Annotated in this window: 27 protein-coding genes; 12 read left to right on the top strand and 15 right to left on the bottom strand. The window is 63.5% G+C overall.

The genetic code is table 11. The annotated features are described in order from the left end of the window. Positions 1–60: 60 nt before the first annotated feature. Together ACF8Q6_RS24210 and ACF8Q6_RS24205 are read left to right on the top strand one after the other, a co-directional pair. Complete coding sequence (locus ACF8Q6_RS24210; protein ID WP_003253897.1) at positions 61–249, top strand: hypothetical protein; 189 nt, start codon at positions 61–63, stop codon at positions 247–249. 141 nt (positions 250–390) lie between these two features. Beyond that, a complete protein-coding gene (locus ACF8Q6_RS24205) occupies positions 391–702 on the top strand; it encodes a hypothetical protein (protein WP_010953779.1) in 312 nt (103 codons plus the stop codon). Between the two features lie 46 nt (positions 703–748). On the opposite strand, the gene ACF8Q6_RS24200 is transcribed toward ACF8Q6_RS24205, so the two are convergent. Together ACF8Q6_RS24200 and ampC are read right to left on the bottom strand one after the other, a co-directional pair. After that, complete coding sequence (locus ACF8Q6_RS24200; protein WP_003253895.1) at positions 749–1,081, bottom strand: hypothetical protein; 333 nt, start codon at positions 1,079–1,081, stop codon at positions 749–751. A gap of 300 nt (positions 1,082–1,381) precedes the next feature. Next, entirely contained in the window at positions 1,382–2,524 is a 1,143-nt protein-coding gene (gene ampC / locus ACF8Q6_RS24195; RefSeq protein WP_392491209.1) for a class C beta-lactamase, read from the bottom strand. A 107-nt stretch (positions 2,525–2,631) separates the two neighbouring features. Between ampC and ACF8Q6_RS24190 the strand changes: the two genes are divergently transcribed. Continuing rightward, positions 2,632–3,633, top strand: a complete 1,002-nt coding sequence (locus ACF8Q6_RS24190) for a bile acid:sodium symporter family protein (protein WP_392491208.1) — start codon at positions 2,632–2,634, stop codon at positions 3,631–3,633. A gap of 255 nt (positions 3,634–3,888) precedes the next feature. Here ACF8Q6_RS24190 and ACF8Q6_RS24185 read toward each other — a convergent pair whose 3' ends face one another. Together ACF8Q6_RS24185 and ACF8Q6_RS24180 are read right to left on the bottom strand one after the other, a co-directional pair. Then, positions 3,889–4,482: a DUF4157 domain-containing protein gene (locus ACF8Q6_RS24185; RefSeq protein ID WP_392491218.1), complete on the bottom strand. Its 594-nt coding sequence runs from the start codon at positions 4,480–4,482 to the stop codon at positions 3,889–3,891. Beyond that, positions 4,469–5,032 (bottom strand): TetR/AcrR family transcriptional regulator, encoded by a 564-nt coding sequence (locus tag ACF8Q6_RS24180; protein WP_392491219.1) that lies wholly within the window; start codon positions 5,030–5,032, stop codon positions 4,469–4,471. Before ACF8Q6_RS24180 ends, ACF8Q6_RS24185 begins: the two co-directional genes overlap by 14 nt. Before the next feature lie 89 nt (positions 5,033–5,121). Here ACF8Q6_RS24180 and ACF8Q6_RS24175 point away from each other — a divergent pair, with 89 nt between their 5' ends. Beyond that, positions 5,122–5,853 (top strand): SDR family oxidoreductase, encoded by a 732-nt coding sequence (locus ACF8Q6_RS24175; protein WP_392491220.1) that lies wholly within the window; start codon positions 5,122–5,124, stop codon positions 5,851–5,853. Between the two features lie 29 nt (positions 5,854–5,882). Next, complete coding sequence (locus ACF8Q6_RS24170) at positions 5,883–6,497, top strand: 2-hydroxychromene-2-carboxylate isomerase (protein ID WP_014859931.1); 615 nt, start codon at positions 5,883–5,885, stop codon at positions 6,495–6,497. On the opposite strand, the gene ACF8Q6_RS24165 is transcribed toward ACF8Q6_RS24170, so the two are convergent. The 5 genes from ACF8Q6_RS24165 to ACF8Q6_RS24145 all read right to left on the bottom strand — a co-directional run bounded on the left by ACF8Q6_RS24165 (position 6,470) and on the right by ACF8Q6_RS24145 (position 10,268). After that, entirely contained in the window at positions 6,470–6,769 is a 300-nt protein-coding gene (locus ACF8Q6_RS24165; protein ID WP_245150120.1) for a hypothetical protein, read from the bottom strand. The two genes, ACF8Q6_RS24170 and ACF8Q6_RS24165, sit on opposite strands and share 28 nt — an antisense overlap. A 2-nt stretch (positions 6,770–6,771) precedes the next feature. Beyond that, positions 6,772–7,317, bottom strand: coding sequence for a cupin domain-containing protein (locus ACF8Q6_RS24160; RefSeq protein WP_003248033.1), 546 nt, complete (start codon positions 7,315–7,317; stop codon positions 6,772–6,774). An 81-nt stretch (positions 7,318–7,398) separates the two neighbouring features. Continuing rightward, positions 7,399–8,604: an MFS transporter gene (locus ACF8Q6_RS24155; RefSeq protein ID WP_392491221.1), complete on the bottom strand. Its 1,206-nt coding sequence runs from the start codon at positions 8,602–8,604 to the stop codon at positions 7,399–7,401. Positions 8,605–8,685: 81 nt separating this feature from the next. Beyond that, on the bottom strand, positions 8,686–9,219 hold the full coding sequence (locus tag ACF8Q6_RS24150) for a cytochrome b (protein ID WP_003248038.1): 534 nt from the start codon (positions 9,217–9,219) through the stop codon (positions 8,686–8,688). Continuing rightward, on the bottom strand, positions 9,216–10,268 hold the full coding sequence (locus ACF8Q6_RS24145; protein WP_392491222.1) for a catalase family peroxidase: 1,053 nt from the start codon (positions 10,266–10,268) through the stop codon (positions 9,216–9,218). Before ACF8Q6_RS24145 ends, ACF8Q6_RS24150 begins: the two co-directional genes overlap by 4 nt. A gap of 124 nt (positions 10,269–10,392) precedes the next feature. Here ACF8Q6_RS24145 and ACF8Q6_RS24140 point away from each other — a divergent pair, with 124 nt between their 5' ends. Both ACF8Q6_RS24140 and ACF8Q6_RS24135 read left to right on the top strand, forming a co-directional pair. After that, positions 10,393–10,914, top strand: coding sequence for a sigma-70 family RNA polymerase sigma factor (locus ACF8Q6_RS24140; RefSeq protein WP_221100137.1), 522 nt, complete (start codon positions 10,393–10,395; stop codon positions 10,912–10,914). Further along, the gene (locus tag ACF8Q6_RS24135) at positions 10,911–11,663 is read left to right on the top strand and encodes an anti-sigma factor (protein WP_012052546.1); all 753 of its coding nucleotides are present in this window, start codon (positions 10,911–10,913) and stop codon (positions 11,661–11,663) included. Before ACF8Q6_RS24140 ends, ACF8Q6_RS24135 begins: the two co-directional genes overlap by 4 nt. A 40-nt stretch (positions 11,664–11,703) precedes the next feature. On the opposite strand, the gene xthA is transcribed toward ACF8Q6_RS24135, so the two are convergent. Beyond that, positions 11,704–12,516, bottom strand: a complete 813-nt coding sequence (gene xthA / locus ACF8Q6_RS24130; protein WP_392491223.1) for an exodeoxyribonuclease III — start codon at positions 12,514–12,516, stop codon at positions 11,704–11,706. A 162-nt stretch (positions 12,517–12,678) separates the two neighbouring features. On the opposite strand from xthA, the gene ACF8Q6_RS24125 reads away from it, so the two are divergent. Genes ACF8Q6_RS24125 through ACF8Q6_RS24115 form a run of 3 tightly spaced genes read left to right on the top strand, consistent with a single transcriptional unit; the run spans position 12,679 to position 18,795 of the window. Then, on the top strand, positions 12,679–13,329 hold the full coding sequence (locus tag ACF8Q6_RS24125; protein WP_392491224.1) for a GNAT family N-acetyltransferase: 651 nt from the start codon (positions 12,679–12,681) through the stop codon (positions 13,327–13,329). A 52-nt stretch (positions 13,330–13,381) separates the two neighbouring features. Beyond that, positions 13,382–15,124, top strand: coding sequence for an autotransporter assembly complex family protein (locus tag ACF8Q6_RS24120; protein WP_392491225.1), 1,743 nt, complete (start codon positions 13,382–13,384; stop codon positions 15,122–15,124). Further along, the gene (locus ACF8Q6_RS24115) at positions 15,121–18,795 is read left to right on the top strand and encodes a translocation/assembly module TamB domain-containing protein (protein ID WP_392491226.1); all 3,675 of its coding nucleotides are present in this window, start codon (positions 15,121–15,123) and stop codon (positions 18,793–18,795) included. The genes ACF8Q6_RS24120 and ACF8Q6_RS24115 overlap by 4 nt, the downstream gene beginning before the upstream one ends. A 19-nt stretch (positions 18,796–18,814) precedes the next feature. Here the strand turns inward: ACF8Q6_RS24115 and ACF8Q6_RS24110 are convergent, their stop codons facing one another. From ACF8Q6_RS24110 to ACF8Q6_RS24095, 4 genes are all read right to left on the bottom strand, one after another. After that, complete coding sequence (locus ACF8Q6_RS24110; RefSeq protein ID WP_010953797.1) at positions 18,815–19,369, bottom strand: DUF2589 domain-containing protein; 555 nt, start codon at positions 19,367–19,369, stop codon at positions 18,815–18,817. A gap of 75 nt (positions 19,370–19,444) precedes the next feature. Then, on the bottom strand, positions 19,445–20,089 hold the full coding sequence (locus ACF8Q6_RS24105; RefSeq protein WP_392491227.1) for a DUF2589 domain-containing protein: 645 nt from the start codon (positions 20,087–20,089) through the stop codon (positions 19,445–19,447). 65 nt (positions 20,090–20,154) lie between these two features. Further along, a complete protein-coding gene (locus ACF8Q6_RS24100; protein ID WP_003248057.1) occupies positions 20,155–20,535 on the bottom strand; it encodes a Mor transcription activator family protein in 381 nt (126 codons plus the stop codon). A gap of 251 nt (positions 20,536–20,786) precedes the next feature. Then, positions 20,787–21,245: a hypothetical protein gene (locus ACF8Q6_RS24095; RefSeq protein ID WP_392491228.1), complete on the bottom strand. Its 459-nt coding sequence runs from the start codon at positions 21,243–21,245 to the stop codon at positions 20,787–20,789. A 151-nt stretch (positions 21,246–21,396) separates the two neighbouring features. Between ACF8Q6_RS24095 and ACF8Q6_RS24090 the strand changes: the two genes are divergently transcribed. Then, entirely contained in the window at positions 21,397–21,585 is a 189-nt protein-coding gene (locus ACF8Q6_RS24090) for a hypothetical protein (protein ID WP_003248064.1), read from the top strand. A 36-nt stretch (positions 21,586–21,621) separates the two neighbouring features. Here ACF8Q6_RS24090 and ACF8Q6_RS24085 read toward each other — a convergent pair whose 3' ends face one another. Beyond that, positions 21,622–21,996 carry a fe2+ zn2+ uptake regulation protein gene (locus ACF8Q6_RS24085; protein ID WP_392491229.1) on the bottom strand — a complete coding sequence of 125 codons (375 nt, stop codon included), beginning with the start codon at positions 21,994–21,996 and terminating at the stop codon, positions 21,622–21,624. A gap of 196 nt (positions 21,997–22,192) precedes the next feature. On the opposite strand from ACF8Q6_RS24085, the gene ACF8Q6_RS24080 reads away from it, so the two are divergent. Next, positions 22,193–24,505, top strand: coding sequence for an acylase (locus ACF8Q6_RS24080; protein WP_392491230.1), 2,313 nt, complete (start codon positions 22,193–22,195; stop codon positions 24,503–24,505). Positions 24,506–24,582 lie beyond the last annotated feature (77 nt).

Raw genomic sequence — 24,582 nt, 5'->3', positions numbered from 1 at the left:
CGCGTTCCCTGGGCAACTTGTCTGGTTGCCGACGCGACCGCCACTGGAGGGAGACTGGGCATGAGCGAATCCTTTTTCGAAGACCTGAACGACGCGTTCCCGATCAACAGCCAGGTGCGTTGCGGCCAGGCGGCATTTCGCCTGGGTTTCGCCCACATGACGCTGGATGATTCCGAACAGCTCCAGCCTGCACATTTGCAGCGCAGCAAAAAAGGCCGCTTCATGCCGCGGGTACCGCTCAAGAAGTGATCCCGCGTCTGCGCACGCCCCGCCCAACGGCGGGGTTTTTATTGCCATTCGTTGATCCGCCTCATGGTATTGCCCGGTAGCGCTCGCCGGATGGCCCGGTCTGTGGTTTTCTGACGCGGCATTCCAGCAACGGAGGATTGAATGCTCATGCGAGTCAGGGAAGAAACCTATTGGCAGTGGGCCGACGCACAGTTGCACAGCCGCTGCCACGACGAAGCACTCAGCGACGGCACCACACTGGACGTGCAGGTGCGCTTGTCGCGCCTGGGGGCGACGCAGCTGTTTCTGGGGTTGTACGCCGGGGATGGGCGGGCGTTGCTGGAGGAGTATTACCCTGCGCTGCCGGGCGAGACCATGACCCGTGCGCTGGTGTGGGGTGTCGACCGCGCCCGGGCGATGGCAACAGGCGCTTTGCCTTTGCCGGAAACCCGTCTGCAGCGGCGCCAGGCATGAAAAAGCCCGGCCAATGCGGGCCGGGCTCTGGTAAGGGTGCGAACCCTCAATTCAGCGGTTCGATCACCTTGACTGCCTGCTGCTCACGGGCAGCGGGCCATTCTTGTTGCAGGGTCTGCAGCACGCGGCCAACGAATTCGGTGTCGGCGGCGGCTTTCTTGCCGACGTAGCCTTGGCCACGGCGGTAGACCTTGAAGCGGGCACGCATGCTGGGCAGGTGCTCTTCAAATTCATCTTCGACGGTGTTCGGTGGCAGGCGGTCGAGGCGCACTTCACCGGTTTGGCTAACCCACAGCAAATGGTCGTCAAGGCTGTCCTTGCGCACGGCGAACAGCTGGGCCAATTGGTCGATAGTCGGATTGTTGTTCAAGTTCATCATAAAGCCCCCATTACCCATTCATAGGTGATTTTCACAGTTGGCGCTATCACGGTGTAGCGCACTACCAAGGCTGCTACAGCAGCATCGCAACAGGGGCTTTCTCACGCTGCCTTTTGGACAGTTTCCCTCTCCACGGACGGCCTGCGTTACCGCGCAGGCCGTCTGGAACACCCTTGCCACCGCTCCCGATCGGGGAGACGGCTTCATCATGCCCAAGCGCGATGAACGGCGTCAACCATTTTGTAGTGAATATTTTTGCTCACTACATTCTGTCGTTTTGTCCGACAATCAACGCGAGCGTTATAAGCCGGAAAGGATGTCGAAGGCGGCTTGCACCCGCGCCTGGTTGGGGTAATTCCGATTGGCCAGCAGCACGACTGCCAGCTGTTCTGCCGGCACGAACGCGGCGTACGCGCCGAAGCCGTTGGTGGCGCCGGTCTTGTTGTACCAGGCTGCCGGTAGCGCGGGCAGGGCCGGCTGCAAGCGAGTGGTGGCCTGCGGTTCGCGGATCAGCCGTGGGCTGTTGCCATCGATCAGTGTGCTCAGCGTGACCGGGTAGGGGTAGCGTTCCCAGCCCAGGCCTTGCGTCATGGCGCCAACCTGGAAATAGCCCTGCTGGGTAATGGCGGTGGCTTTCACCAGGGCCGGTGGCAAGCCCTGCGGCTGCATGTGCAACCGCACATAGCGCAGCAGGTCGCTGGCGCTGGTTTTGATGCCGTAGGCCTCATCGGCGTAGAGGCCGGGCCCTACACGCACCGGCTTGTCGTCGGCGTCATACCCTTGGGCATAAAGCCCCTGGGCGCTGGCCGGAACCTGAAGGTAGGTATTTTTCAGGCCCATCTTCGTCAGCAGGCCCTCACTCATCAGCGTGGAAAACGGTTGATGCTGCGCACGGGCGGCCAGGTCACCAAACAAACCCAGGCTGGGGTTGGAGTAGCAGCGCTGGGTGCCACGTTTGGCGCGAGGTTGCCAGTGGCGGAAGAAATCGACTACCTGCTGCGGTGTTTGCACGGTGTCGGGGAACTGCAGTGGCAGGCAGTCGGCACTATAGGCGCCCAGGTCCAGCACCGTCGCGTCGCCGATGGGGACGCCGGCTAGTGCCGGGTGATAGCGCTTGGCCGGGGCCTCGAGGTCAAGCTTGCCCTCGGCGCTGGCAAGCGCGACCAGGGTGGCAGTGTAGGTCTTGCTCAGCGAACCGATCTCGAACAGCGTATCGCGGCTGACCGGTACGTTGTCGGCCTTGCTGGCCACCCCGTAACTGAAGTAATGCGCGTGGTCGCGTGCATAGATGGCCACAGCCATGCCGGTGATGCCTTGTTCCTGCATGAGCGGGCGGATGATCTGGTCGACCTTGGTCTGTAACTGGTCGTCGGCCTGGGCGCTGGCATGGCCCAAGGCAAGGGTTATGGCGGCTGCAAGTGCAGCCAGAGGTGGGCGGAGCATGGAGAGTCCTTTTTGTGGAACGTGTCCGTTGAGCGATACCGCTCGGGGTTCCGGCGTTAGCGACGGAGAGCCAAAGACCTTATCGTCTGCCCAGCCACCATGACAAGATGGATACAGTGATGAAGTATTTGCGCATGTTATTTGACAATTTCACCTTGGCCTTGCTCGGTGTAGTACTCATCGCCACCGTGCTGCCTTGCTCGGGCGATGGCGCGGTGTTTTTCGGCTGGCTGACCAACCTGGCCATCGGCCTGTTGTTCTTCCTGCATGGCGCCAAACTGTCGCGTGAAGCCATCATTGCCGGTGCCGGGCACTGGCGCCTGCACCTACTGGTGTTCTCCTGTACTTTTGTATTGTTCCCACTGCTGGGCCTGGCGTTCAAACCTCTGTTCGTACCGCTGGTGGGTAACGAGCTTTACCTGGGCATCCTGTACCTGTGTGCCTTGCCTGCAACCGTGCAGTCGGCCATTGCCTTTACCTCGCTGGCCCGCGGTAACGTGCCGGCAGCCATCTGCAGTGCAGCGGCCTCCAGCCTGTTGGGTATCTTCCTCACCCCGTTGCTGGTGATGCTGCTGCTGGGGGCCGGTGGTGATACAGGTTCCGGCCTGGATGCGGTGTTGAAGATCACGTTACAGCTGCTGGTGCCGTTCGTTGCCGGGCAGGTCGCGCGGCGCTGGATCGGCGCCTGGGTCAAGCGCAATGCGCGCTGGCTCAAAGTGGTGGACCAGGGTTCGATCCTGCTGGTGGTGTACACCGCCTTCAGTGAGGCCGTGGTTACCGGGCTGTGGCACACCGTATCGCCGCAGCACCTGGCGGGGCTGTTCGTAGTGTGCGCAATTCTGCTGGCAGTGGTGCTGTTTGGCACCCGCTTGCTTGGCAAGGCGCTGGGCTTCGACCTCGAGGATCGCATCACCATCCTGTTTGCCGGCTCCAAGAAAAGCCTGGCTACGGGTGTGCCCATGGCCCAGGTGTTGTTCGTGGGCAGTGGCATTGGCGCGATGATTCTGCCGCTGATGCTTTTCCACCAGATACAGCTGATGGTGTGTGCTGTGCTGGCGCAGCGTTATGCCAGCCGCGAGCAGGAGGTGGAGGCTTCGGCGGTGTCTTGAGCGCCTTTGCGTTCCCATGAAGATACTGTGTTGGCGGTCAAGCTTTTCTGCGGAGCTCAGCGCTGAAAAGCTTGGTCGTATCAAGGGGTTGCCCGCGAAGCACGGCGGGCCTGCTGGCCAATTTCCACCCGTCGTTCACCGTTGCCGCCGCCACCGTATTCGCGGGTAAACCCGCTCCTACCACGGTTCGCGCGAACGGCTGAATGTTGCGCTGGGCAAGACCTGCACTGTCGATGTGGAACGCAATGGCAGCGATCAGCGGGCCAGGCCTGAACGACGCTCGCGCAGCGCCTTGTCGACTTCGGCCTCGATCTTGTAGGCCGGCCCCTCCAGGTCGTCGTAGTTACGCGTATAGCGTCGGGCAAACGCCTCCACGCCCAGCTCCTGATACTGCTGCACATGCTTGAGCTCGTGCGCCCACAAGGCCACGTTGTCCTCGGCATCGGCGGCCCGGCGGAAGATGATCGTGTCGATCAGTGTAACGGCGTTCACATCGGGGTTCTGCAATAGCGCATTGGCTGCGCTCATCTGTTGCTCATCCCCCACCCGGAAGCGCGCCGCGTCGAGCACGGCAAAGTCATACCAAGGTTCAAGCTGTGCCCGAATATGCAACGGAATCGGCTGCACACCGCTGGCCGTGGCTTCGTCGCGGGCCTGGCGCAAGGCGTAGGTCAGGCTGGACGAGGCCATGACCTCCACATCCTTGAGGATCTGCCCGGCCTGGCCTGGGTCGATTGGGGCGCAGAAGCAGCCCATCAGGCACACCTGATACTGCCCAGGCGGGCAGGCCTGTTCGGCAAGCGCTGGCAGGGCCCATAGCAAACCCAGCAGGGCACTAATCCGTTTCATGCAGGGCCTGTTCGACAAACTGGCGGCTGGCGCCCAGTACCTGCGCTTGCACGCCTTCACTGGCCAGCATGCGCCCGACCAGCAATGCCCCTACGCACTGGCTGATCAGCACCCAGGCCAGCTGCTCATCTTCCAAGGTTGTGCTCCAGGCCTGGTGCAGCTCTACCAGCCAGTGCTCAGCCACTTCACGCACCGGCGTGTCGGCCCGGGCGATTTCCACACCCAGCGGCGGCAGCGGGCATCCACCTTCGGCATTGCGCAGGTGGGCCAGGCTCAGGTACTGCTGCAGACAGCGGCCCAGGCGTTCGCGGTTGGCGCCTTGGCAAGCCAGGCGTGCCAGGGGGCTGTTGCACAGCTCCTGGCGTACCACCTCGGTAAACAGGTCGTCCTTGGACGGGAAGTGGTTGTAGAAGGCACCGCCGGTCAGGCCGATCGCTTTCATCAACCCGGCCACGCCGGTGCTGGCAAAACCCCCGCGTTTGGCCAGCGCGCCGCTGCTGGCCAGCAACCGTTCGCGGGTTTGCTGTTTGTGTTCGTTGGAGTAGCGCATTCACATGCCTCGGCAGACAGGCTTGACGATGACCGCAATCATAACATAGCGTTCGTTTACTAAACGATCATTTACCCATGGAGGCAGGCATGTCAGAACAACGAAAAGTCGTGCTGGTGATCGGGGCGGGCGACGCCACTGGGGGGGAGATCGCCAAGCGCTTTGCGCGTGAGGGCTATATTGCCTGCGTAACCCGGCGCCAGGCCGACAAACTGCAGCCGCTACTGGAGGAAATACACGCCGCTGGCGGCCAGGCCTACGGTTTTGGCTCTGATGCGCGCAAGGAAGAGGAGGTGACCGCGCTGGTAGACACTATCGAGCGTGATATAGGTCCGATTGAGGCATTTGTCTTCAATATTGGTGCGAATGTGCCGTGCAGCATTCTCGAGGAAACCCCACGCAAGTACTTCAAGATCTGGGAAATGGCCTGCTTTGCCGGTTTCCTCACCGCGCAGGCGGTGGCCCGGCGCATGGTTCAGCGTGAGCGCGGCACCCTCCTGTTCACCGGCGCTACAGCCGGTACCCGCGGCGCAGCCGGTTTTGCCGCCTTTGCCGGGGCCAAGCATGGCTTGCGTGCCCTGGCACAGAGCATGGCGCGCGAGTTGGGGCCACGCAATATCCATGTCGCCCATGTGGTGGTGGACGGAGCCATCGACACGGCCTTTATCCGTGACAGCTTCCCCGAGCGTTATGCCCTCAAGGACCAGGATGGCATCCTTGACCCCGCGCACATTGCCGACAGTTACTGGTTCCTGCACGCCCAGCCCCGCGACGCCTGGACGTTCGAGCTGGACCTGCGCCCCTGGATGGAACGCTGGTAAACCCCCGTCAACACGCAAGGACCGTCACCATGCACACGTCTGTCGATTTCTTTTTTGACCTGGGCAGCCCGGCCAGTTACCTGGCCTGGACCCAACTGCCGAACCTGTGTGCCCGCCACGGCGCTACGCTGCGCTACCGGCCAATGCTGCTTGGCGGGGTTTTCCAGGCTACCGGCAATGCCTCGCCGGCCATGATCCCGGCCAAAGGGCGCTACATGTTTACCGACCTGGCACGCTTTGCCGAACGCTACGGTGTGCCGCTCGGGATGCCGCCGGGCTTTCCGGTCAATACCCTGACTTTGATGCGCGGCGTGACAGGTACCCAGTTGCATTCACCGGATCGGTTCGAGGCATTGCTATCGGTGCTGTTCACTGGGCTGTGGGTACAGCGCCGCAACCTCAGCGACAGCGCTGTGCTGAATGAAACACTCGTACAGGCAGGCTTCGACCCGCAGGTGTTTCATGCCCTGGCCGCTGACAGCGAAGTAAAAGCCGCGCTAAAGCAGGCGACCGAGGCCGCTGTGGCGCGCGGGGTGTTTGGCGCGCCCACCTGTTTTGTCGGTGATGGCATGTTCTTCGGCCAGGACCGCCTGGACTTTGTCGAGGAGGCGCTGCGTCAGGGGGCCAGTAGCCTCTCCAGCTGACTGCGCTCCCACAGGCTGAGCAGGTCGGTGGGGTTGGTGCCATAGCGCTGCCAGTGCTCGAGCCCAGCCTGTTCGCCGTCGGGGGCTTGGCAATGAACGCAATGCGCCAAGCCTTCAGTATCCAAGGCCAACGTCAGTTGCCAGCCCTGGATACCGACATCGACCAAGCCACCCTCGCGGCGTGCAGCCACCTCAAGGTGGTGCACGCCAAGGGCCACATTACGCAGGCACTGATAGACATCTCGGGCGCTCAGTGAAGGTCTGTGCGTCAAGATCAGAAATTCGCCGGCGTGTTGGCGCTGATGATCTCGGCCTCATCCGGGCCGATGTTCTTGAAACTGTGCGGCAGGGTCGTGGGGATGTAGTAGCCGTCGCCCGAATTGAGGACGCTGACCTGGCCGTCGACCCACAGCTCGACGGTGCCACGGGTGACCAACCCGCATTCTTCGCCTTCAGCGTGCACGATCGGCTCGCCAGAGTCGGCGCCGGGTGCGTACAGTTCACGCAGCATGCGCATTTGGCGGCCTTCGACGCTGGCGCCGACCAGCAGCATGCGCAGGCCATTGCGGCCCAGGTCGGGTTGTTCGCCACCACGGAATACGTAGCGTTCCTCACGCACCGGCTCGTCGAAGCTGAAAAACTCCGCCAGGCTCATGGGGATGCCCTCGAGCAGTTTTTTCAGGGAGCTGACCGAAGGGCTGACGCGATTCTGCTCGATCTGCGAGATCGTCGAATTGGTCAGCCCGCTGCGACGGGCCAGTTCCCGTTGGGAGAGGTTGTTGCGTTCACGCACCAGTTTGAGTCGCGTCCCCGTGTCCATAGCCGCCTTGTAATCAGAGGTGTCAATAATAATGAGCGATGCGCATTAAAACACACTCTGCGCCCTTGCGCGCTGTGCTTCTCAAACCCGCTGCTCACGCGGCATTGGCCACAGCCCGACCAGCAGCAACAGCACGGCCACGGTCAGGAATGGCAAGCGCGGATCAAGGGCATACACCAAGGTACCGGCGAGCGGCCCGATCACCGCGCCCATGCCTTGGGCGGCGCCAATGGAACCGGCCGTGGCGCCTTGTTCGGAGGCCTGCATGGCATTGGCCGCCAATGCCGAAAACGCCGGGAAGACGAAGCCCATGCCGGCCGCCGCAACAAAATAGCAAGCCCACAGCCAGGGGGCCGTGGTGGCCAGGGAGCCACAGGCAAAGCCCAGTGCCGATACCGTGGCACCCACCCGGATCATCTTCAGCGGTGGCCACTCCAGTTGGCGCAGTATCACCTGGGCCAGCATCAGTGCCACACCCACGGTGGTCAGGGCGATGCCAGCCGCCTGGGCCGCTTCGGCAGGGCCCAGATGCAAGCGGTCAAGGGCAAAGAAACCGACGATGATCTGCGACACGGTCACGCTGAGCATGGCGCTGAATGCCACCAGCAGCGGCCGGCGCAGGCGCGGGTCGTTCAGCCGCACCGGGCTGGGGGCGTGGCTGTGCGGCAGCGCCTGTGTTTTGAGGGTAAAAAACAGCACCAGGAAGGCAGTGGCCGGCAGCAGCGACATGATATGGAACGGCAGGCTCAGGCTGTGCCGCGCCAGCAGTGCGGCCAGCGCCGGCCCGACCACCAGACCGACGGCGTTGGCCGCCCCCAGTGAGGCCATGGCCCGCGCCCGGCGTTGCGGCTCGACATGGTCGGCGATCAGCGCATTGCAGCCTACCGGGATGGCGGCATAAAAGGCGCCGATGCAACCGCGCGCGATCATCAGGCCGATGAACGCCAAGGTCGCCCCCGGCATCCAGCGCAGTGCGCCTTCGACGAACAGGCACAGCAGCCAGTAGGCCAGGGTGAAGCCGGCGCTGCCCAGCAGCAGGATGCGCCGGCGGCCCAGGCGGTCTGCCGCGCGACCCCAGGGCCGGGCCAGCAGCACCCAGACCACGCCGGCCACGGTCACGGCGGCGCCGGCTTGCCAGGTGGCCATGCCAAGCTGGCGGGCTATCGGGCCGATCAGGGCGACGAAGGCCATCATCGACATGGTGCAGGCCATGTTGGCCAGCAACAGCGGGCGCAGGTTCAGGGTGCTGGCAGGCAGAAGGGTTGCAGGATCCTTTGCGACGTTCATGGGCAGTCCAGGGCAGAGTGGCAAACAAAACCGATATTATTAGGAATCATTATCGATTGTCGAACCCCGTGCTGCTACCGTTCACTCGCTGCGGTGCAAGGGGCCAGGCCACATGCTACGCAACACACCGTCGCGACGCACCCACGCATGCATCAAAGCGGCCCCCACATGCACCAGCACCGTGGCGAACAGCAGGTAGCCGGCCCAGCCATGGGCCTGGCGCAACACGGCATATAGCTGCAGGTTGTGAGGGGCGATGGCGGGCAAGCCGAGCGGGCGCGGGTAATCGCCTGCCGACAGCATGGCCCAGCCCAGCAGCGGCATGGCCAGCATCAGGCCATAAAGCAGCAGATGCGAGGCTCCGGCGGCCCAGCGCTGCAGTTTTGGCAGATCGTTCGGCAGGGGCGGGTGAGGTAGGGTCAGGCGCACAGCAATGCGCAGTACCACCAGCACCAGCAGGGCCAGCCCGGTGGCTTTGTGCAGGCTGATCAGCACCGGGTGGCGTAGCGACAGGTCGGCGACCATGCTTACGCCGATGAACAGCATGGCCAGAATCAGCACGGCCATCAGCCAGTGCAACACGCGGGCGAAAGGGTGGAAGGCTTGAGGTTTCATGGCTTGGCTCCGGTGCTGAGCGATTCGCGGCTACGGCGGTTGAACGATTCGGAATAGGCGGCCGAGCGGGCGGCGAGGATCGGGTCGGCTGACGCCTCTATGCCGCGGGGCAGGATCAGCGGGTCGAAGTTGAGATCGCGGCAGGCCCCTTGCTGGGGGGCGTCTACCTGTTCCAGTACCAGAGTGCCAGCGTCCACGCTGCGCCGCCCGGCGGGCCACGGCCGGGCAGGGTCGTCCACGGCATCGCCAGGTTCGGCCAGTACCAGGCGCAGCGTCCAGCGCAACGGGCCCTGGGCAAGGCGCTGCTGCAAGTCGTGTTGCAGGAATTGCTTGTCATCAACCTGCGCGGGTAATGCCGCAAATGCAGTTTGTGGCTCGAGCTGCCAACGCACCGGGTGGGCCGCACCCGCTGCGTCGATCAGGCGGAAGGCATTGATACTGTGATACTGCGTGTTGGCGAAGCTGTCGCTGGGTTTGTAGCCCGCCGCCCATTGGCGAAACGCCGCGCTTTCCGGGTGGTCGGCGAAGAACGCCTGCAGCTTGCCAGGGTCCGGTTTGCCGGTTGCCGGGTCTGGTGCGCTCGCCAGTACTTGCTGGTAGAACCCTTGCGGCGTGCTGACTGCCAGCACCGGAGGGTTGTTCATGCCGGTCCGCCAGACCTGGCCATCGTCGGTGCTCAGCTCAATCGCCAGGCTGCGTACGGGTATACCCGTATCCGGGGCGAACGGGTTGGCGCCGCCGATGGCAAAACGGCCAACCACCGGCACCCGTTGCTGGCTGAAGGCGCGCGCCGTGGACAGGTTGGCGGCCTGCCCGCTGGCCTGGAAGTAGCCGCTCACGCACAAGCCCTTGGCGTGGTTCTTGCGGTAGCCGGGGTAATGCCCGGCCTGGGCTTCGAAGGTGTCGATGATGCGCTGTGGCGTCAGTCGGGGGGCGCCGAGCCAGCCAGCGGCATAGGCAAAGCCGGCACCTGCGGCCAGCAGCACGCCGCCAATGGCGGCCAGGCGCAAGGCTTTGGCCGAGCCGTGCAAGGGTGTGTTCATGGTCATCGTCCGGTTCAGTGAAGGTGCCAGTACGACGTGTCAGAGAAAAAGTTATTCCCTCATCGGGAATAGAATGTGTTCACAGGCGTCTGCCCTTTACACTGACAACCCCAGAGGCCGGGACCTAGCCATGCATGATTTGGACGACCACCAGTGGCGCGAGCTGCTGGCCCGCCTGCGCCGCTTTGCCGTGTGGCTGACCCGTGAGCCGGGCAGCGCCGACGACCTGGTGCAGGCTACGGTCGAGCGGGCCCTGAGCCGTCGCGACCAGCAACGGGACGCTGATGCCCTGCGTGCCTGGCTGTTCACCATCCTTTATCGACAGTTCCTCGACAGTAAGCGCCGCGAGCGATTGCATGCGCGCTGGTTGTCCTGGTTCGGCCGTAACGAGCACGACGATGAGCCGGTCGGTGACAACCTCGAAACCATCGTTCTGGCACAGGCCGACCTGCAGGCGTTTGCCCGGCTGACGGCGGAGCAGCGTGCCTTGTTGTTGCTGGTCAGCATCGAAGGCTTGAGTTACAAGGAGGCCGCCCAGGCCTTGGGCATCCCCATCGGCACTGTGATGTCGCGCCTGTCGCGCGCGCGCAATGCCTTGCGCGAACTGACCGAGGGCAACCCCCAGCCCCCGGCCTTGCGGAGACTGAAATGAAGCGCCTGATCCCCAGCGATGACGAATTGCACGCTTACGTCGATGAGCGCCTGGAACCTGTGCGCCGGGCCGAAGTGCAGGCCTGGCTGGCGGCCAACCCGCAAGCTGCGGCACGGGTGGAAGGCTGGCGCGCCGATGCCCGGCGGCTGCGCACAGCGCTGGCCGGATTGGGCGAGCTGCCCGGTGCGGCGCAGCTGGACCTTGGCCAGTTGCGTCGGCAATTGCGCCAGCGTCGGCAGCGGCGTTGGGCGGCGGCGGCGGTGGTGATGCTGGCGTTGGGTGTGGGGGGCTTGGGCGGCTGGCAAGTGCGTGATGCAACCTTGGCGCGGGTCGACCTGCCCATGGCTGATGCTGTTCAGGCGCACCGTTTGTTCGCCAGCAGTGAAGCCCTGGATATCCAGGCCAGTGATCCTGGGCAGTTACGTGACTGGCTGGGGCGCCATTTCAGCCGGGTGGGCCAGTTACCGGACCTGGCGGGGTATGGCTTCAAACCGGTGGGCGCGCGCTTGCTCAGCAACGAGCAGGGGCCGGCTGCATTACTGGTATTCGAAGATGGCAAGGGCCAGCGCATCAGCCTGTTCCTGCGCTCGCCGGGCGACCTTTATCGGCGCATGCCGGACGGGCAGCGGGTCGATGGCCAGCTGGAGGCGCGGTACTGGTCGCATGGGGCTTATAACTTTGCCTTGGTCAGCGCGGCGGACGATGTGCGTGGGGCGGGGGTGGGGGAGGCGTTGAGGTTGGGGTTGTGAGTGTGGGCCCAAGGTGTGCCCCTTGGGCCCGTCACCCGAATCAGCTCAACTCCAGCCAGATCGGCGCATGGTCCGACGGCTTTTCCATCCCGCGCAGCTCATAGTCCACGCCCGCTGCCTTGATGCGCGGCAGCAGTTGCTGCGAGGCCATGATCAGGTCGATGCGCAGGCCGCGCTTGGGCTCGTCCTCGAAGCCGCGGCTTCGGTAGTCGAACCAGCTGAAACGGTCGGTCACCTCCGGGTACAGGTGGCGGAAGCTGTCTACCAACCCCCAGCCTTTCAAACGTTCCATCCACTCACGCTCCTCCGGCAGGAAGCTGCACTTGCCGGTCTTCAGCCAGCGTTTGGCGTTGTCCGGGCCAATGCCGATATCACAGTCTTGCGGCGAAATGTTCATGTCGCCCATCACCAGCACTGGCTGGTCGTTGCGGAACTGGCTTTCCAGCAGTGCCTGCAGGTCGCTGTAGAAGCGCTGCTTGGCCGGGAACTTGGTGGGGTGGTCGCGGCTTTCGCCTTGGGGGAAATAGCCGTTCATGATGGTGATCGGGCTGCCGTTGGCATCGGCAAAGGTACCCCAGATGAAGCGGCGCTGGGCATCTTCTTCGTCGGTGGCAAAGCCCTTGTGCAGGCTCAGCGGCGCCTGGCGCGACAGCAGGGCCACGCCGTAGTGGCCTTTCTGGCCATGGTAGTGCACGTGGTAACCCAGTGCCTGCACGTCGGCCAGCGGGAACTGATCGTCGCTGACCTTGGTTTCCTGCAGGCCGATCACGTCCGGCTGGTGCTTTTCGATCAGCGCCGCCAGCTGATGCGGGCGGGCCCGCAGGCCGTTGATGTTGAAACAGACGATCTTCATGGAAAGACAATCCCGGTAAAAGGCGCGATGCTAGCCGACATCGACCTGCATCACCAGCATGGCGGCCAGGCGAGCCTGCTGCTAACGTGCTGTTGGGGGTGAACGAAGCACGCTGGGGCACCTCCAAGGCACTGAACGCCCATTCCAGGAGGTCTGCCCGCAATGCCCGAAACCACAGCCGCCCCGGCCCGTGTCTGCCTGCTCGACGATGGTTACAGCCGCGAGGCACGTTCGCTGCTGTACAACGCCTACCGCCACGAGCCCACCTTCGCCTACATCTTCGAAGCCCAGCGCCCGGGGTATGAGCGGCGCCTGCGGGTGATGGTGCGCGAATGGGTGCGCCAGCACTTCTACCTGCAACTGCCCGCCATCGGCCTGCTGGTCGAGGACCGCCTGATTGCCCTGGCCCTGATCGTGCCACCGCAGCGCCGGCTGGGCGTGGCCGACAGCTGGGCCTGGCGCCTGCGCATGATGCTGGGTACCGGCCTGCGCTGTACGCGGCGCTACATGGACTACCAGGCTGCATTGGCCAGCTGCCTGCCCACTGACCAGGTGCATGTGTTGCCTTTGCTGGGGGTGCACCCGCAGTTTCAGGGCAAGCACTACGGCGAGCAATTGTTACAAGCTGTGCACGACTGGTGCGCGGAAGACCCAGGCACCCACGGGGTGGTGCTGGACACCGGTAACGAGCACTACCTGGCTTTTTACCAGCGTCAGGGTTATGAGGAAATTGGCGAAGTAGCTGTAGGACCAATCCGAGAGAGGGTGTTCTTTCATCCTAATCCAGTCTCTTCAAAACCCGCTTTTGCCTGAACAGGCCGCCGGGCGGCTCCCTTGAGCGCCCGGCTCTGGTAGCATGCGCCGCATGACGTATTCAGGAAGATTGACCTGGGGCCTGGTTTTCTGGGTCGCCAGTTTCGCAGCATGGGGCCAGAGCGAGTTGTTGGTGAAGGTGAAGCCGGCCAACAAGGCGCTCAAGGCCAATGTCGAAGGCTATATAGGCACATTGGGTGACCGCGACGAAGAAGCACTTTTGCGCTTCAGTCGCGGGGCAGAGGAGCAGGCGCGCAAAGCGGCGCAGGCACTTGGCTACTATCAGGCGCAGATCGATACCGAGGTCAAGCCCGCCAGCGACGCAGACCATCCCCCACAACTGATCATCAGCATCAACCCGGGCGAACCGATTCGCCTGCGCAACGTGACCGTGCGCATCGAGGGCCCAGCCAGCGAGATGAAGGCCTTCCGCGTGCCTGACAGCAAGGCGCTGCGGGCGGGTGAACAACTCAATCACGGCCATTACGAGGATGCCAAGCGGTTGATCCAGAACCAGGCGTCGCGCTATGGCTTCTTCAGTGGGCGCTTCAGTAGCCAGCGCCTGGCCGTCGACCCGCAAGCCGGTGTGGCGGATATCGAACTGGTCTACCAGAGTGGCCCGCGTTATCGCCTGGGCGCCGTCACCTTCGGTGGCGACACACCGCTGGACGAGGACCTGCTGCAGCGCATGGTGTCGTTCAAGCCGGGTACCCCCTACGACTCGGAACTGATCGCAGAGCTGAACAACGACCTGCAATCGAGCGGCTATTTCGAAGGCGTGCGTGTGGATGCGGCACCCACTGCTGCTGTGGGCGAAGAAGTCCCGGTGGATGTTCACCTGGAAACCCGTAAACCACGCACCATGGGCCTTGGCCTGGGCTTCTCGACCGACGTCGGGCCGCGCGGCAAGGCCAACTGGACCCGCCACTGGGTCAACCCACAAGGCCACAGCTATGGCTGGGAAACCGAACTGTCGGCCCCGCGCCAGAACGTCGGCCTGTGGTATGACATTCCGCTTGATCCGCCGCTGACCGACAAGCTGCGCTTTGCCGGTGGCTACCAGAACGAGGAGCTTGCCGGCACCGACACGCTCAGCAAGCTGTTGACGGTCGGCCCCGAGTGGCACAGCAAGCTGCCCAGTGGCTGGCAGCGGGTGATTTCGCTCAAGTACCAACGCGAAGAATATCGCCTGGGTGACGACTCCGGTTTGAGCAACCTGCTGATGCCGGGCGTCAGCTTTTCCTTCCTGCGCAGTGACAACCGTATCGATCCGCACAACGGCTATCGCCTGCAGTTCGATGTTCAAGGTGCCAAGGAAGGGCTGGTTTCCGACACCAACCTGCTGCACGGCAACGTATTGCTCAAAGGCCTGACCACGCTCGGCCACAACCACCGCTTTCTCGGGCGCGTACAGTTTGGTGGCAGTGCGACCAATGGCTTCAAGAACAACATTCCGCCGTCGCTGCGTTTCTTCGCAGGTGGCGACCAGAGTGTGCGCGGTTACGACTACCAGACCCTGTCGCCGAAAAACAGCGACGGTGACCGTATCGGCGGGCGCTACCTGGTGGCAGGCAGTGTCGAGTACCAGTATTCGCTGACCGAAAAATGGCGGGTCGCGACGTTCGTCGACCAAGGCAACTCGTTCAACGACCTGGAGCTGCCCAGCCTCAAGACCGGTGTCGGGTTTGGTGTGCGCTGGGTATCGCCGGTCGGGCCGCTGCGCCTGGACCTGGCCAAGGCGTTGGATGACGAAGGGGGCATTCGCCTGCACTTTTCCATGGGGCCCGAGCTGTGAAACGCGTAATCAAATTTACTTCACTGGGCCTGCTGGGGGGCGTCGCGAGCATGGGCCTGGTGCTCGGCTTGCTGCTGGGTACCCAGGCCGGCAGCCGCTGGGCACTGGGCAAGGTGCCCGGGCTTGAAGTGGCCGACTTCCAGGGTCGCCTGGCGGGCAGTTGGCAGGCCAGCCGGCTGACCTGGGCCGACGGCGGCAGCAAGGTAGAGATGCAGGCGCCGTCGCTGGCCTGGTCGCCTGCTTGCTTGCTGCGCGCTACCTTGTGCATTGACCGGTTGCAGGCAGACCGCATTGACATGGCCTTTGCGCCAAGCACCGAACCGACCGAGAGTGCCCCGCCGCAATTGCCGACCCTGCGCTTGCCGCTGGCCATCGAACTGGGTGAGGTCAAGGTCGGGCAGCTGCGCCTGGATGGCAGCGACCTGCTTGGCGATTTGCAACTGGCTGCGCACTGGACCAACAGCGGGATACGCATCGACAGCCTGCGGCTGCTGCGCGACGACCTGCAATTGAGCCTACAGGGTGACCTGCAACCCGAAGGCGACTGGCCGGTAACACTACAGGCGCAATTACAGTTGCCTGCGGTAGACGAAAAACCCTGGCAATTGGCATTGACGGCCAATGGCCAATTGCAGAAGACGCTGGAGCTCGCCGGTACCAGCAGTGGTTACCTCGATGCCACATTGAGCGGGCAGTTGCAGGCACTGGCCGAGCACCTGCCGGCGACCTTGCATATCCGCTCCGAGGCGTTCAAGCCGGCTGGTGCGTTGCCTGACACCCTGCAATTGAACGCGCTCGAGCTCGATGCCAAGGGCGATCTGCTCAATGGCTATCAACTGTCCGGCAGGGCCAGCCTGCCGGCCGAGCAGTCACCGATCGCCTTGCTCCTGTCCGGTCTGGTCGACAGCAAAGGCGCCAGGCTCGATGCGCTGGACCTGACCGCCAGCGACAGCCAACGGGTCAAGCTGCAAGCCACGGCTGACTGGCAGCAAGGCCTGAGCGCCGATGCGCAGCTGGACTGGCAGGACTTCCCGTGGTTGCGCCTGTACCCACTGGAGACCCCGCCTGAAGTCACCCTCAAGCGCTTCAATACCCAGGTGCATTATCGTGATGGCAATTACCAGGGGACTTTCACGGGGGACTTGGACGGCCCGGCAGGAGCGTTCAGCCTGGCCAGCCCGTTCGAAGGTGACCTCACCCAGGTGAAACTGCCGCAGTTGGCGCTGAGCGCCGGCCAGGGCAAGGCTGCCGGCAGTGTCGCCGTCCGTTTTGCCGACACCCTGGCCTGGGATGTCGACCTGCAGCTTTCCGCGCTCGACCCGGCCTATTGGCTGGCCGAACTGCCCGGTACCCTGGCGGGGCCACTGCGCAGTAAAGGCGAACTGAAAGGCGATACGCTTACCCTGGATGCCCAGCTTGACCTCAAGGGCCGCCTGCGTGGCCAGCCAGCCATGCTCAAGGCCGAGGCCCAAGGGGCAGGGCAAAGCTGGACCCTGGGCGCACTGGCTATCCAGCTGGGTGACAACCGCATCAACGGCAGTGGCAGCGTGCAACAGCGCCTGGCGGGGCAAGTCGACCTTGACTTGCCGCGCCTGGGCCAGTTGTGGCCAAGGCTGCAAGGCGGGGTCAAGGGCCGGCTGGATGTCGCCGGCACCTTGCAGGCCCCGCAAGGTACGCTCACCCTGCAGGGCCAGCGCTTGGCCCAGGGCGAAAACCGCCTGCAGCAGTTGGACCTGGATGCCCGCCTGGACAACGCCCAACGCGGTGTAGTCGGGCTCAAGGCAACCGGTATCCACCTGGGTGATACCGCCTTGGGCACGTTGCAGGCCAACGGCAAAGGCGACATTCGCCAACAGGCCTTGACCCTCGCGCTGGATGGCCCGCAGCTCAAGCTCGACCTTGGCCTGGATGGCCAGTTGAACAAAGGTGACTGGCGCGGGCGCCTGGCCACTGGCCGCATCCAGGCCGGTGGCCAGGACTGGCAGTTGCAGGCGCCCGCACGCCTGCAGCGGCTTGCCAGCGGCCAGCTCGACTTCGGGGCCCACTGCTGGCGCTCCGGCCAGGCAAGCCTGTGTGGCGACGACCAGCGGCTGGCCCCCGAGCCGCGCCTGCGCTACCACCTCAAGCAGTTCCCGCTGGGCAGCCTGGCCCAGTGGCTGCCGAAGGACTTTGCCTGGCAAGGCCTGCTCAATGCCGATATCAACCTGGACATCCCGGCCAGCGGCCCCAAGGGCACTGTCGTTGTCGATGCCAGTGGCGGCACCTTGCGCGTACGCGACAAAGGCCGTTGGATCGATTTCCCTTACCAGGCCCTGCGGCTGGACAGCACGCTGGCACCGCGGCGCATCGATACGCGCCTGGCGTTTCGCGGTGAGCGCCTGGGTGAGCTGAACGTCAACGCCCGGCTCGATCCGCTGGGCAAGAACAAACCGTTGTCGGGTGATTTCCGCCTGGCCGGGCTGGACCTGTCGGTGGCCCGCCCATTCGTGCCCATGGTCGAACGCCTGGCCGGGCAGCTCAATGGCAGTGGTCGGCTTTCAGGCACCTTGCTGGCACCTCAGGTCAACGGCAACCTGATGCTCAGCGGTGGCGAAGTCAGTGGCGCCGAGCTGCCGGCCAGCCTTCAGGACCTGTCATTGCAGGCGCTGATTGCCGGCGAGCAGGTGCAGCTCAACGGTAACTGGCGCAGTGGCGAGGCGGGACGTGGCCAGTTGAGCGGCAACCTCACCTGGGGGCAGGCACTGGGCATGGACGTGCGTCTGCAAGGCCAGCAACTGCCGGTCGCGGTCGAGCCCTACGCCACACTGGAAGTTGCCCCGGACCTGACCTTGCGCCTGATCGATGACAAGCTGGCGGTGACCGGCAAGGTGCAGGTGCCCAAGGGCAAGATCACTGTACGAGAGCTGCCGCCGTCCACGGTCAAGGTGTCGGATGACACGGTAATCGTCGGTCACCAGACCGAGGAAGGCAAACCACCCATGGCAATGGCCATGGACATCGATGTCGAAGTCGGCCGCGACAAGCTGTCGTTCAGCGGCTTCGGGCTGACTGCCAACCTGCTGGGTCATGTGCACATCGGCGATAACCTCGATACCCGTGGCGAACTGAGCCTGGCAGACGGCCGCTACCGTGCCTACGGCCAGCGCCTCACCATACGCCGGGCGCGTCTGCTGTTCGCCGGCCCGATCGACCAGCCATACCTGGACATCGAAGCGATCCGCAAGGTTGACGATGTAATAGCCGGCATCCGCCTGAGCGGCAGTGCCGAGCAGCCGACGACCAAAGTGTTCTCGGAGCCGGCCATGAGCCAGGAGCAGGCGCTTTCCTACCTGGTATTGGGGCGGCCATTGGGCAATACCGGCGAAGATAACAACATGCTCGCCGAGGCGGCCCTGGGCCTGGGCCTTGCCGGGAGCGCCGGCATAACCGGCAGCCTGGCGTCGAGCCTGGGGATCGACGACTTTCAGCTGGATACCGAAGGTTCTGGCAACAGCACCAGCGTGGTCGCCAGCGGTAACCTTACCGAGAAGCTCAGCCTTCGTTACGGGGTGGGCGTGTTCGAACCGGCCAACACGATCGCGTTGCGTTACAAGCTGAGCAAGAAGGTTTACCTCGAGGCCGCCAGTGGGCTGGCAAGCTCTCTGGACATCTTCTACAAGCGCGACTTCTAGGCCCGCAGCGTGGCGGCCATCAACGGACGGTGGCCGCCTCGATGAACTCGTTGGTATCGGGTGAGGGCGGTGGAGTGGTGGCGCGTACCGGGACGATCAGGTTGGTGTATTCCTCGATCAACCGGTTCAGGGCCTCTGGCGGTTCGCTCGCCTGAAACTGCATGCGGATCTGCACTTCGTCAGGGTCGCGGTTTTCGCCCTGACGGCCTTGGCCACCAATGGTGACCTTGAAGCTCGCGGCCTTGCTCTCGCTCGCGGTCAGCAGTGCCTGCTGCGCCTCGGTGCCTTTGACCCTTACCGACAGGTCGACCTGCATGCGCTCAAGAGCCAGGCCTTTCGGTGACACCAGCGCAAACAGGGGGACGCGCATGATGTGCTGCCCATCCATGGCCACCTCGACCATCTTGGCTTTCATGGGGGCGCCCAGCGCTTCTGTGTCGCACTCGAAAAACTGGTCGAACAGGTTGATGTACTGCTGGGCAATCAGGCTGTTGGTGGCACTGGCGGCTTCTTGCAGGCCGCGGGTAATTTCACGCAGGTCAATGGAGGTCATGGGGGCGGGGGGCTTTTGCAACGATTCGACTCCTCAGGCCAGGGTGTGCCCCTCCCGATACCGGCAGGAGGGGGCTATGGGTCAAGCGCTAGCGTTTTACGGGGTCGGTAGGTTTGCAGGCGCGGCCCGTTTCAAGGTGTCCGCCTGGGATATCTCGTCCGGGCTTTCCAGTGCGGCGGTTCGGACAATGGTTGGCTTGGTTGCGGCGTCAGTGAGGAAATCGATTACCCTCATCATCGCTTCGGGCGGTTCCTGACGCTTCAGGGTCGTGTTGAAGGCATAGCGGGCACGGGTGTCTGTTTTACGGGTTTGCGTGGATTTGTGGCTCACGCTGCCTTTCACGTTCAGCCTGAACGGCCCCCATCCCAGTGAGCCGGTAGCTTCTGCATTCATGTCCTTGCTGGAAACATCTTCCGACATCTGGTTGATAACCAGCTCGAACTCTACATTACCCTCTTCGATGGAAATGTTCGGATGGGTAATGGCCGCCATCAGCGGCACTTTCATGGTCTTGCTGACCACCCCTTTGTATTCGCCCTGTTCGTCGACGATGGTTTCGTCGTAGTCGAACTGGATGGCTACTGCCTTGCCATCCTGGACGCATACCTGCATCAGGAAGTCGGCGTACGATTTGCTGGCGGTGACCTGCGCCTGGACCATGGCCTGCAAGGGACCGGCGATCATGCGGTCCATCGGCAGGGCATTGATCACGGAGCCTATAAGGCTGTTATCTAACGGCATATCGGGAAGCTCGCTCTATCTAGTGGGGTTAGGCCGCCGCGAATAGCAGCCAAGTTGGCCGGGCGTCAGCGCGTGCAAAGCTCCTGGCGCCGGATGTTGCCGATCTGTCGCAGGCTCAGGCCATACTTGTTGGCCAGCAGGCTGCGGGACAAACCGTTGGCGCTTTCCTTCTGGATCTGCTGGTTGCGCAGCTGACGCAGAAAGTGGTCAGCCTTGGGGATCTCCAGGGCGACCCCGGCAAAGCGTTTGATCAGTGCGTCGAGCGCTTCGGCCGGCAGCACGTCAGCGAGCTTGGTGCGCTCGCGGTGCTTGGGGATGTACTTGGGCCTGCCGCCGTAGGCGCAGGTCAGTTGGTAGGCGTTTTCGATGCCGATACAGTCGATCAGGGCCTGCAGCGAGTGGGGCAGTTGGCTGATATCGATCTGGCTCAAATCTGGCATTTGCATATGGCGCTCCTTCGGGGTAGATGGGATGTGCGACCCGATCACCCGCGGCGTTATGTCGAAGGTGTGAGCAAATTCTGTGCGACAGCCGAGGCGCGTCGCTAGGCGGCATATGGGTTGGGGGTTGTAGCTTCGGTGAACAGGATTTGCAGGCAGCGATATCTGGCGCTGTAGGAAATGGCGTCGACATCTGGCTGTGCTTCCTGGTTTCCTGTCGGGTCGCTCGCAATGATGCGGAGCGGGTGCGGCACCCCTCAATCGCACGGGTAGCTGCTCAGCAAGCTGGCGCTACCCAGATAGGCTTGAGGGGTGGCGCGCATGCCCGGCGGCAACGTGCGCCAATCGACCAGCAGGCACAGCGCGTGCAACGGCTGGCCGTTACGCTGGCCGATGACCTGGTCGGCAAAGAGGCGACGGTACAGTACCTGGGTCTGATTCAGAGGCTGTGCCTGGTCGGCCTGCGCCAGCGTTTGTCGCGCCAGGTCGGGCAAGCGGGCTGTGGGCACGCTGAAATGTACCGGTGCAGTTTCGGTCTGCAGGTAGCCGGCCTGGCGTACGCGTTGCCACAGTTGTTGCCATTGGCTGGCACCGGCATGGGTGGCCAGCTCGCGGCCCAGTTCGAGCAGGTGTTCGGCCGGCGTCTGCCGGGTGTCCAGTGCATGAAGGGAGAGCGGGGTCAGTAACAGCGATGCGAACAACAGGGGTTTGTACATGGTGCCTCCGGCGTGGGTGCTAGGAAGCCCCATGCTTTCAGGCTGACGTCACCCCACCCAGCAGGAAATCCAGCGCCGGGGGCGGTGACCGTTGTATCATTGCCGCGGCTCGTTGCGAGCCATTTGCCCCTGATGTTGCAAGGAACATTCGATGACACACGTGCAGCGCCTCAAATATTCACTTCTGATCATCCTGGTGGTACTGGGCCTGATGCTGGGCCTGTCACACCTGCAGAAGCAGGGCACGATCAGTGAGCAGACCTTCCAGATGCTGGCCATCGCCATTGCCGTGGTGGTCGTGGTGATCAACGGCATTCTGCGGCGCAAGGTCAAGCCCTGATCTGCGCGGGCCGGCCAGGTATGGCCGGCCATGCGCTCAGCGCGAGTGTGTTTGCTCCAGTACGGCGCGCGCCTGGGGGTTGAGCCTGTAGCACTTGTCGCTACCCAGTTGTATGACGCCTTCGGTGCACAGGCGCTTGAGCACTTCACGCACACTGAGGAACGACAGCGGGATATCCAGTTGTTCCAGTTGTGCGTGCACCCCGCGTACGCCAATACTGCGGCCATTGCGGTCGGCGGCGTGCAAGGCATCGATAACCTTGAGGCGGATCAGGCTGGTGCGCAGGCCGAAGGTGCGCAACAGTTCGCGGATCTGTTCGTTGCCGATTCGTTCTTCAGCAAATACGTCCTGTCCCTTGGACGTTTTGCCTGGCGCGCGCCCGGCCTGGATCGAGGTTTGCGGGTTGTACATGCGAATGCTCCTTTTCGTGGACGAACCCGAAATGTGGGTGGCTCACTTACTAGGACGAATGAGCACGCAAAAACTGCAACCCATTCGTGAAAAAAATGCCTGTTTCTCATCAAGACGTTCCATCGCCTTGTAATACGTAAAATATTCATCTGGCCATTCGTCTGATCGGGATGACCCCCGAACCCGAGGAGTGCCCGTGTTTCCACTTTGCCGTCCCATGACTTGCGCCGGCCTGGCCGCTGCCCTGGTGGCCTTCAGCGTCGGTGTGCAGGCGCAGCCCGCGATAGCCGACGCCAGTGCCCAGATCCGCTATACCCGATACGGCGTACCGCATATCGTGGCCAAGGATGAGCGTGGCCTGGGCTATGGCGTCGGCTATGCCTACGCCCAGGACAACCTATGCCTGCTCGCCAATGAAGTGCTGACCGTGAGCGGTGAGCGCTCACGCTATTTCGGCGCCAAGGGCAAGACCCTGGAGCAGCGTGACAACCTGACCAGCGACCTGTTCTTCACCTGGCTCAATAGCCCAGCGGCGGTCGATGCCTTCCTGCAGGCGCAACCCGCGCCGGTGCAGGCGTTGCTGGCGGGTTACGCCAGCGGCTACAACCGGGCGTTGGTCGAACGCCGTCGTCAAGGGCTGCCCGCCGAGTGTGGCGATGGTGAGTGGGTGCGGCCCATCAGCAGCCAGGATCTGGTCAAACTGACCCGCCGTTTACTGGCCGAGGGTGGTGCCGGGCAGTTCGTCGAGGCGTTGGCAGGGGCGCAACCGCCAACGCTGGCCCGTGCGCAATCGTCAGCGGGCTTTGCCAGCGCGTTGGCCCGGCAGGAGCGGTTCGCCGCGGAGCGCGGCAGCAATGCGGTGGCAGTAGGCGCGCAGCGTTCAGCCAATGGCCGCGGCCTGTTGCTGGCCAACCCGCACTTCCCGTGGATGGGCGGCATGCGCTTCTACCAGATGCAACTGACCATTCCCGGCCAGCTTGATGTGATGGGCGCGGCGCTACCGGGCCTGCCGGTGGTCAACATCGGTTTCAACAAGCACCTGGCGTGGACGCACACCGTCGACACTTCCAAGCACTTCACGCTCTACCGCCTGCAACTCGACCCCAAAGACCCGACGCGCTATATGCTTGATGGCAAGTCGCTGCCGATGGCCCGGCAAACCATCCGTGTGGCGGTCAAGGGCACGGATGGCAGCCTGAGCCAGATTGAGCGGCCGGTCTACAGTTCGCAGTTCGGCCCGGTGGTGCAATGGCCAGGCCGCCTGGACTGGGATGCGCAGGCGGCCTACAGCGTGCGAGACGCCAACCTTGAGAACTCGCGGGTGTTGCAGCAGTGGTACCAGATCAACCGAGCCGACAGCCTGGCGGCATTGAAGGGATCGGTCGAGCAGTTGCAAGGTATCCCTTGGGTCAACACGCTGGCCGTGGACGAGGGAGGGCGGGCCTTGTACCTGAACCAGTCGGTAGTGCCCTATGTTGACCAGCAACTGTTGGATACCTGCAGCAGCCCGCAGGCACAAGGGCGCCTGGTGGTGCTGGATGGCTCGCGTAGCGCCTGCCAGTGGAAGGTTGACGCGCAGGCGGCGCAACCGGGCATCTTCCCGGCGCGGCTGCTGCCAAGCCTGGAGCGCGAAGACTTCGTTCAGAACTCCAACGACCCGGCCTGGATGGCCAACCCGGCGCAGCCGCTGACCGGCTACTCTCCACTGATCAGCCGCAATGACCAGCCGCTGGGCATGCGTGGCCGCTTTGCCTTGCAGCGCCTGCAGGGCAAAGCCCGGTTAGGTGCTGATGAACTGCAGCGCATGGTCACAGATGATGAGGTGTACCTGGCCAGCCTGGTGTTGCCGGACCTGCTGCAATGGTGCAAGGGTGCCAGCGCAGATGTGCAGGGCGTGTGCAGCAGTCTGGCCGCCTGGAACGGCAAGGCCGACCTCGACAGTGGCATGGGCCTGGTGCACTTCCAGAACCTGTTCAATGCGCTGGCCGAGCACCCGGAAAGCTGGCGAGTGGCATTCAACCCGGCCGACCCGCAGCACACCCCGCGCGGCCTGGCTGTCGAGCAGGCGGCGGTGAGCAGGCTGGTACATCAGGCAGCACTGGCGTCGCTCAAGCAGGTCAGTGAAAGTGGCGTTGCCGGGGAAGCGCGCTGGGGGCAGGTGCAACAGGCCCTTGATGGTACGCCGGTACCAGGCGGCCCGCAGGCGCTAGGGGTGTACAACGCGATCTACAGCGTGCCGCACGGGCAGGGCAGGCGGCTGGTGGTGAGTGGCACCAGCTACCTGCAACTGGTCAGCTTTACCGACAAGGGGCCAGAAGCCCGTGGCCTGCTTGCGTTTTCCCAGTCGAGTGAAAAGGCTTCGGCGCATGCCAGTGACCAGACCAAGGCCTTTGCGGCCAAGCAACTGGCGCTGATTCCGTTTACCGAGGCGCAGATCAAGGCAGACCCGGAGTACCGGGAAGTGGTGATCAGTGAGCGGGACAAGGGGGCGGTGGTCAGCCAGCCCTGAGGCGTCAGCCTGCGCCGGCTCATTCGCGGGTAAACCCGCTCTCACAGGAATCGATCCGCTTGCAGCGTTGATGCGGA

Origin of the sequence: Pseudomonas sp. GLN_2, assembly GCF_043106005.1 — a bacterium.
Lineage (GTDB): Bacteria > Pseudomonadota > Gammaproteobacteria > Pseudomonadales > Pseudomonadaceae > Aquipseudomonas > Aquipseudomonas alloputida.
Note: the sequence above shows the minus strand (reverse complement) of the source record. Positions and strands in the feature narration are given on the sequence as shown.

Bases quoted from the DNA above. Each gene is read 5' to 3' on its own strand.
- ACF8Q6_RS24210 (WP_003253897.1), top strand. From the start codon at position 61: ATGAGCGAATCCTTTTTCGAAGACCTGAACGACGCGTTCCCGATCAAC.
- ACF8Q6_RS24205 (WP_010953779.1), top strand. From the start codon at position 391: ATGCTCATGCGAGTCAGGGAAGAAACCTATTGGCAGTGGGCCGACGCA.
- ACF8Q6_RS24200 (WP_003253895.1), bottom strand. From the start codon at position 1,081: ATGATGAACTTGAACAACAATCCGACTATCGACCAATTGGCCCAGCTG.
- ampC (WP_392491209.1), bottom strand. From the start codon at position 2,524: ATGCTCCGCCCACCTCTGGCTGCACTTGCAGCCGCCATAACCCTTGCC.
- ACF8Q6_RS24190 (WP_392491208.1), top strand. From the start codon at position 2,632: ATGGATACAGTGATGAAGTATTTGCGCATGTTATTTGACAATTTCACC.
- ACF8Q6_RS24185 (WP_392491218.1), bottom strand. From the start codon at position 4,482: ATGAAACGGATTAGTGCCCTGCTGGGTTTGCTATGGGCCCTGCCAGCG.
- ACF8Q6_RS24180 (WP_392491219.1), bottom strand. From the start codon at position 5,032: ATGCGCTACTCCAACGAACACAAACAGCAAACCCGCGAACGGTTGCTG.
- ACF8Q6_RS24175 (WP_392491220.1), top strand. From the start codon at position 5,122: ATGTCAGAACAACGAAAAGTCGTGCTGGTGATCGGGGCGGGCGACGCC.
- ACF8Q6_RS24170 (WP_014859931.1), top strand. From the start codon at position 5,883: ATGCACACGTCTGTCGATTTCTTTTTTGACCTGGGCAGCCCGGCCAGT.
- ACF8Q6_RS24160 (WP_003248033.1), bottom strand. From the start codon at position 7,317: ATGGACACGGGGACGCGACTCAAACTGGTGCGTGAACGCAACAACCTC.
- ACF8Q6_RS24155 (WP_392491221.1), bottom strand. From the start codon at position 8,604: ATGAACGTCGCAAAGGATCCTGCAACCCTTCTGCCTGCCAGCACCCTG.
- ACF8Q6_RS24150 (WP_003248038.1), bottom strand. From the start codon at position 9,219: ATGAAACCTCAAGCCTTCCACCCTTTCGCCCGCGTGTTGCACTGGCTG.
- ACF8Q6_RS24145 (WP_392491222.1), bottom strand. From the start codon at position 10,268: ATGACCATGAACACACCCTTGCACGGCTCGGCCAAAGCCTTGCGCCTG.
- ACF8Q6_RS24140 (WP_221100137.1), top strand. From the start codon at position 10,393: ATGCATGATTTGGACGACCACCAGTGGCGCGAGCTGCTGGCCCGCCTG.
- ACF8Q6_RS24135 (WP_012052546.1), top strand. From the start codon at position 10,911: ATGAAGCGCCTGATCCCCAGCGATGACGAATTGCACGCTTACGTCGAT.
- xthA (WP_392491223.1), bottom strand. From the start codon at position 12,516: ATGAAGATCGTCTGTTTCAACATCAACGGCCTGCGGGCCCGCCCGCAT.
- ACF8Q6_RS24125 (WP_392491224.1), top strand. From the start codon at position 12,679: ATGCCCGAAACCACAGCCGCCCCGGCCCGTGTCTGCCTGCTCGACGAT.
- ACF8Q6_RS24120 (WP_392491225.1), top strand. From the start codon at position 13,382: ATGACGTATTCAGGAAGATTGACCTGGGGCCTGGTTTTCTGGGTCGCC.
- ACF8Q6_RS24105 (WP_392491227.1), bottom strand. From the start codon at position 20,089: ATGCCGTTAGATAACAGCCTTATAGGCTCCGTGATCAATGCCCTGCCG.
- ACF8Q6_RS24100 (WP_003248057.1), bottom strand. From the start codon at position 20,535: ATGCAAATGCCAGATTTGAGCCAGATCGATATCAGCCAACTGCCCCAC.
- ACF8Q6_RS24095 (WP_392491228.1), bottom strand. From the start codon at position 21,245: ATGTACAAACCCCTGTTGTTCGCATCGCTGTTACTGACCCCGCTCTCC.
- ACF8Q6_RS24090 (WP_003248064.1), top strand. From the start codon at position 21,397: ATGACACACGTGCAGCGCCTCAAATATTCACTTCTGATCATCCTGGTG.
- ACF8Q6_RS24085 (WP_392491229.1), bottom strand. From the start codon at position 21,996: ATGTACAACCCGCAAACCTCGATCCAGGCCGGGCGCGCGCCAGGCAAA.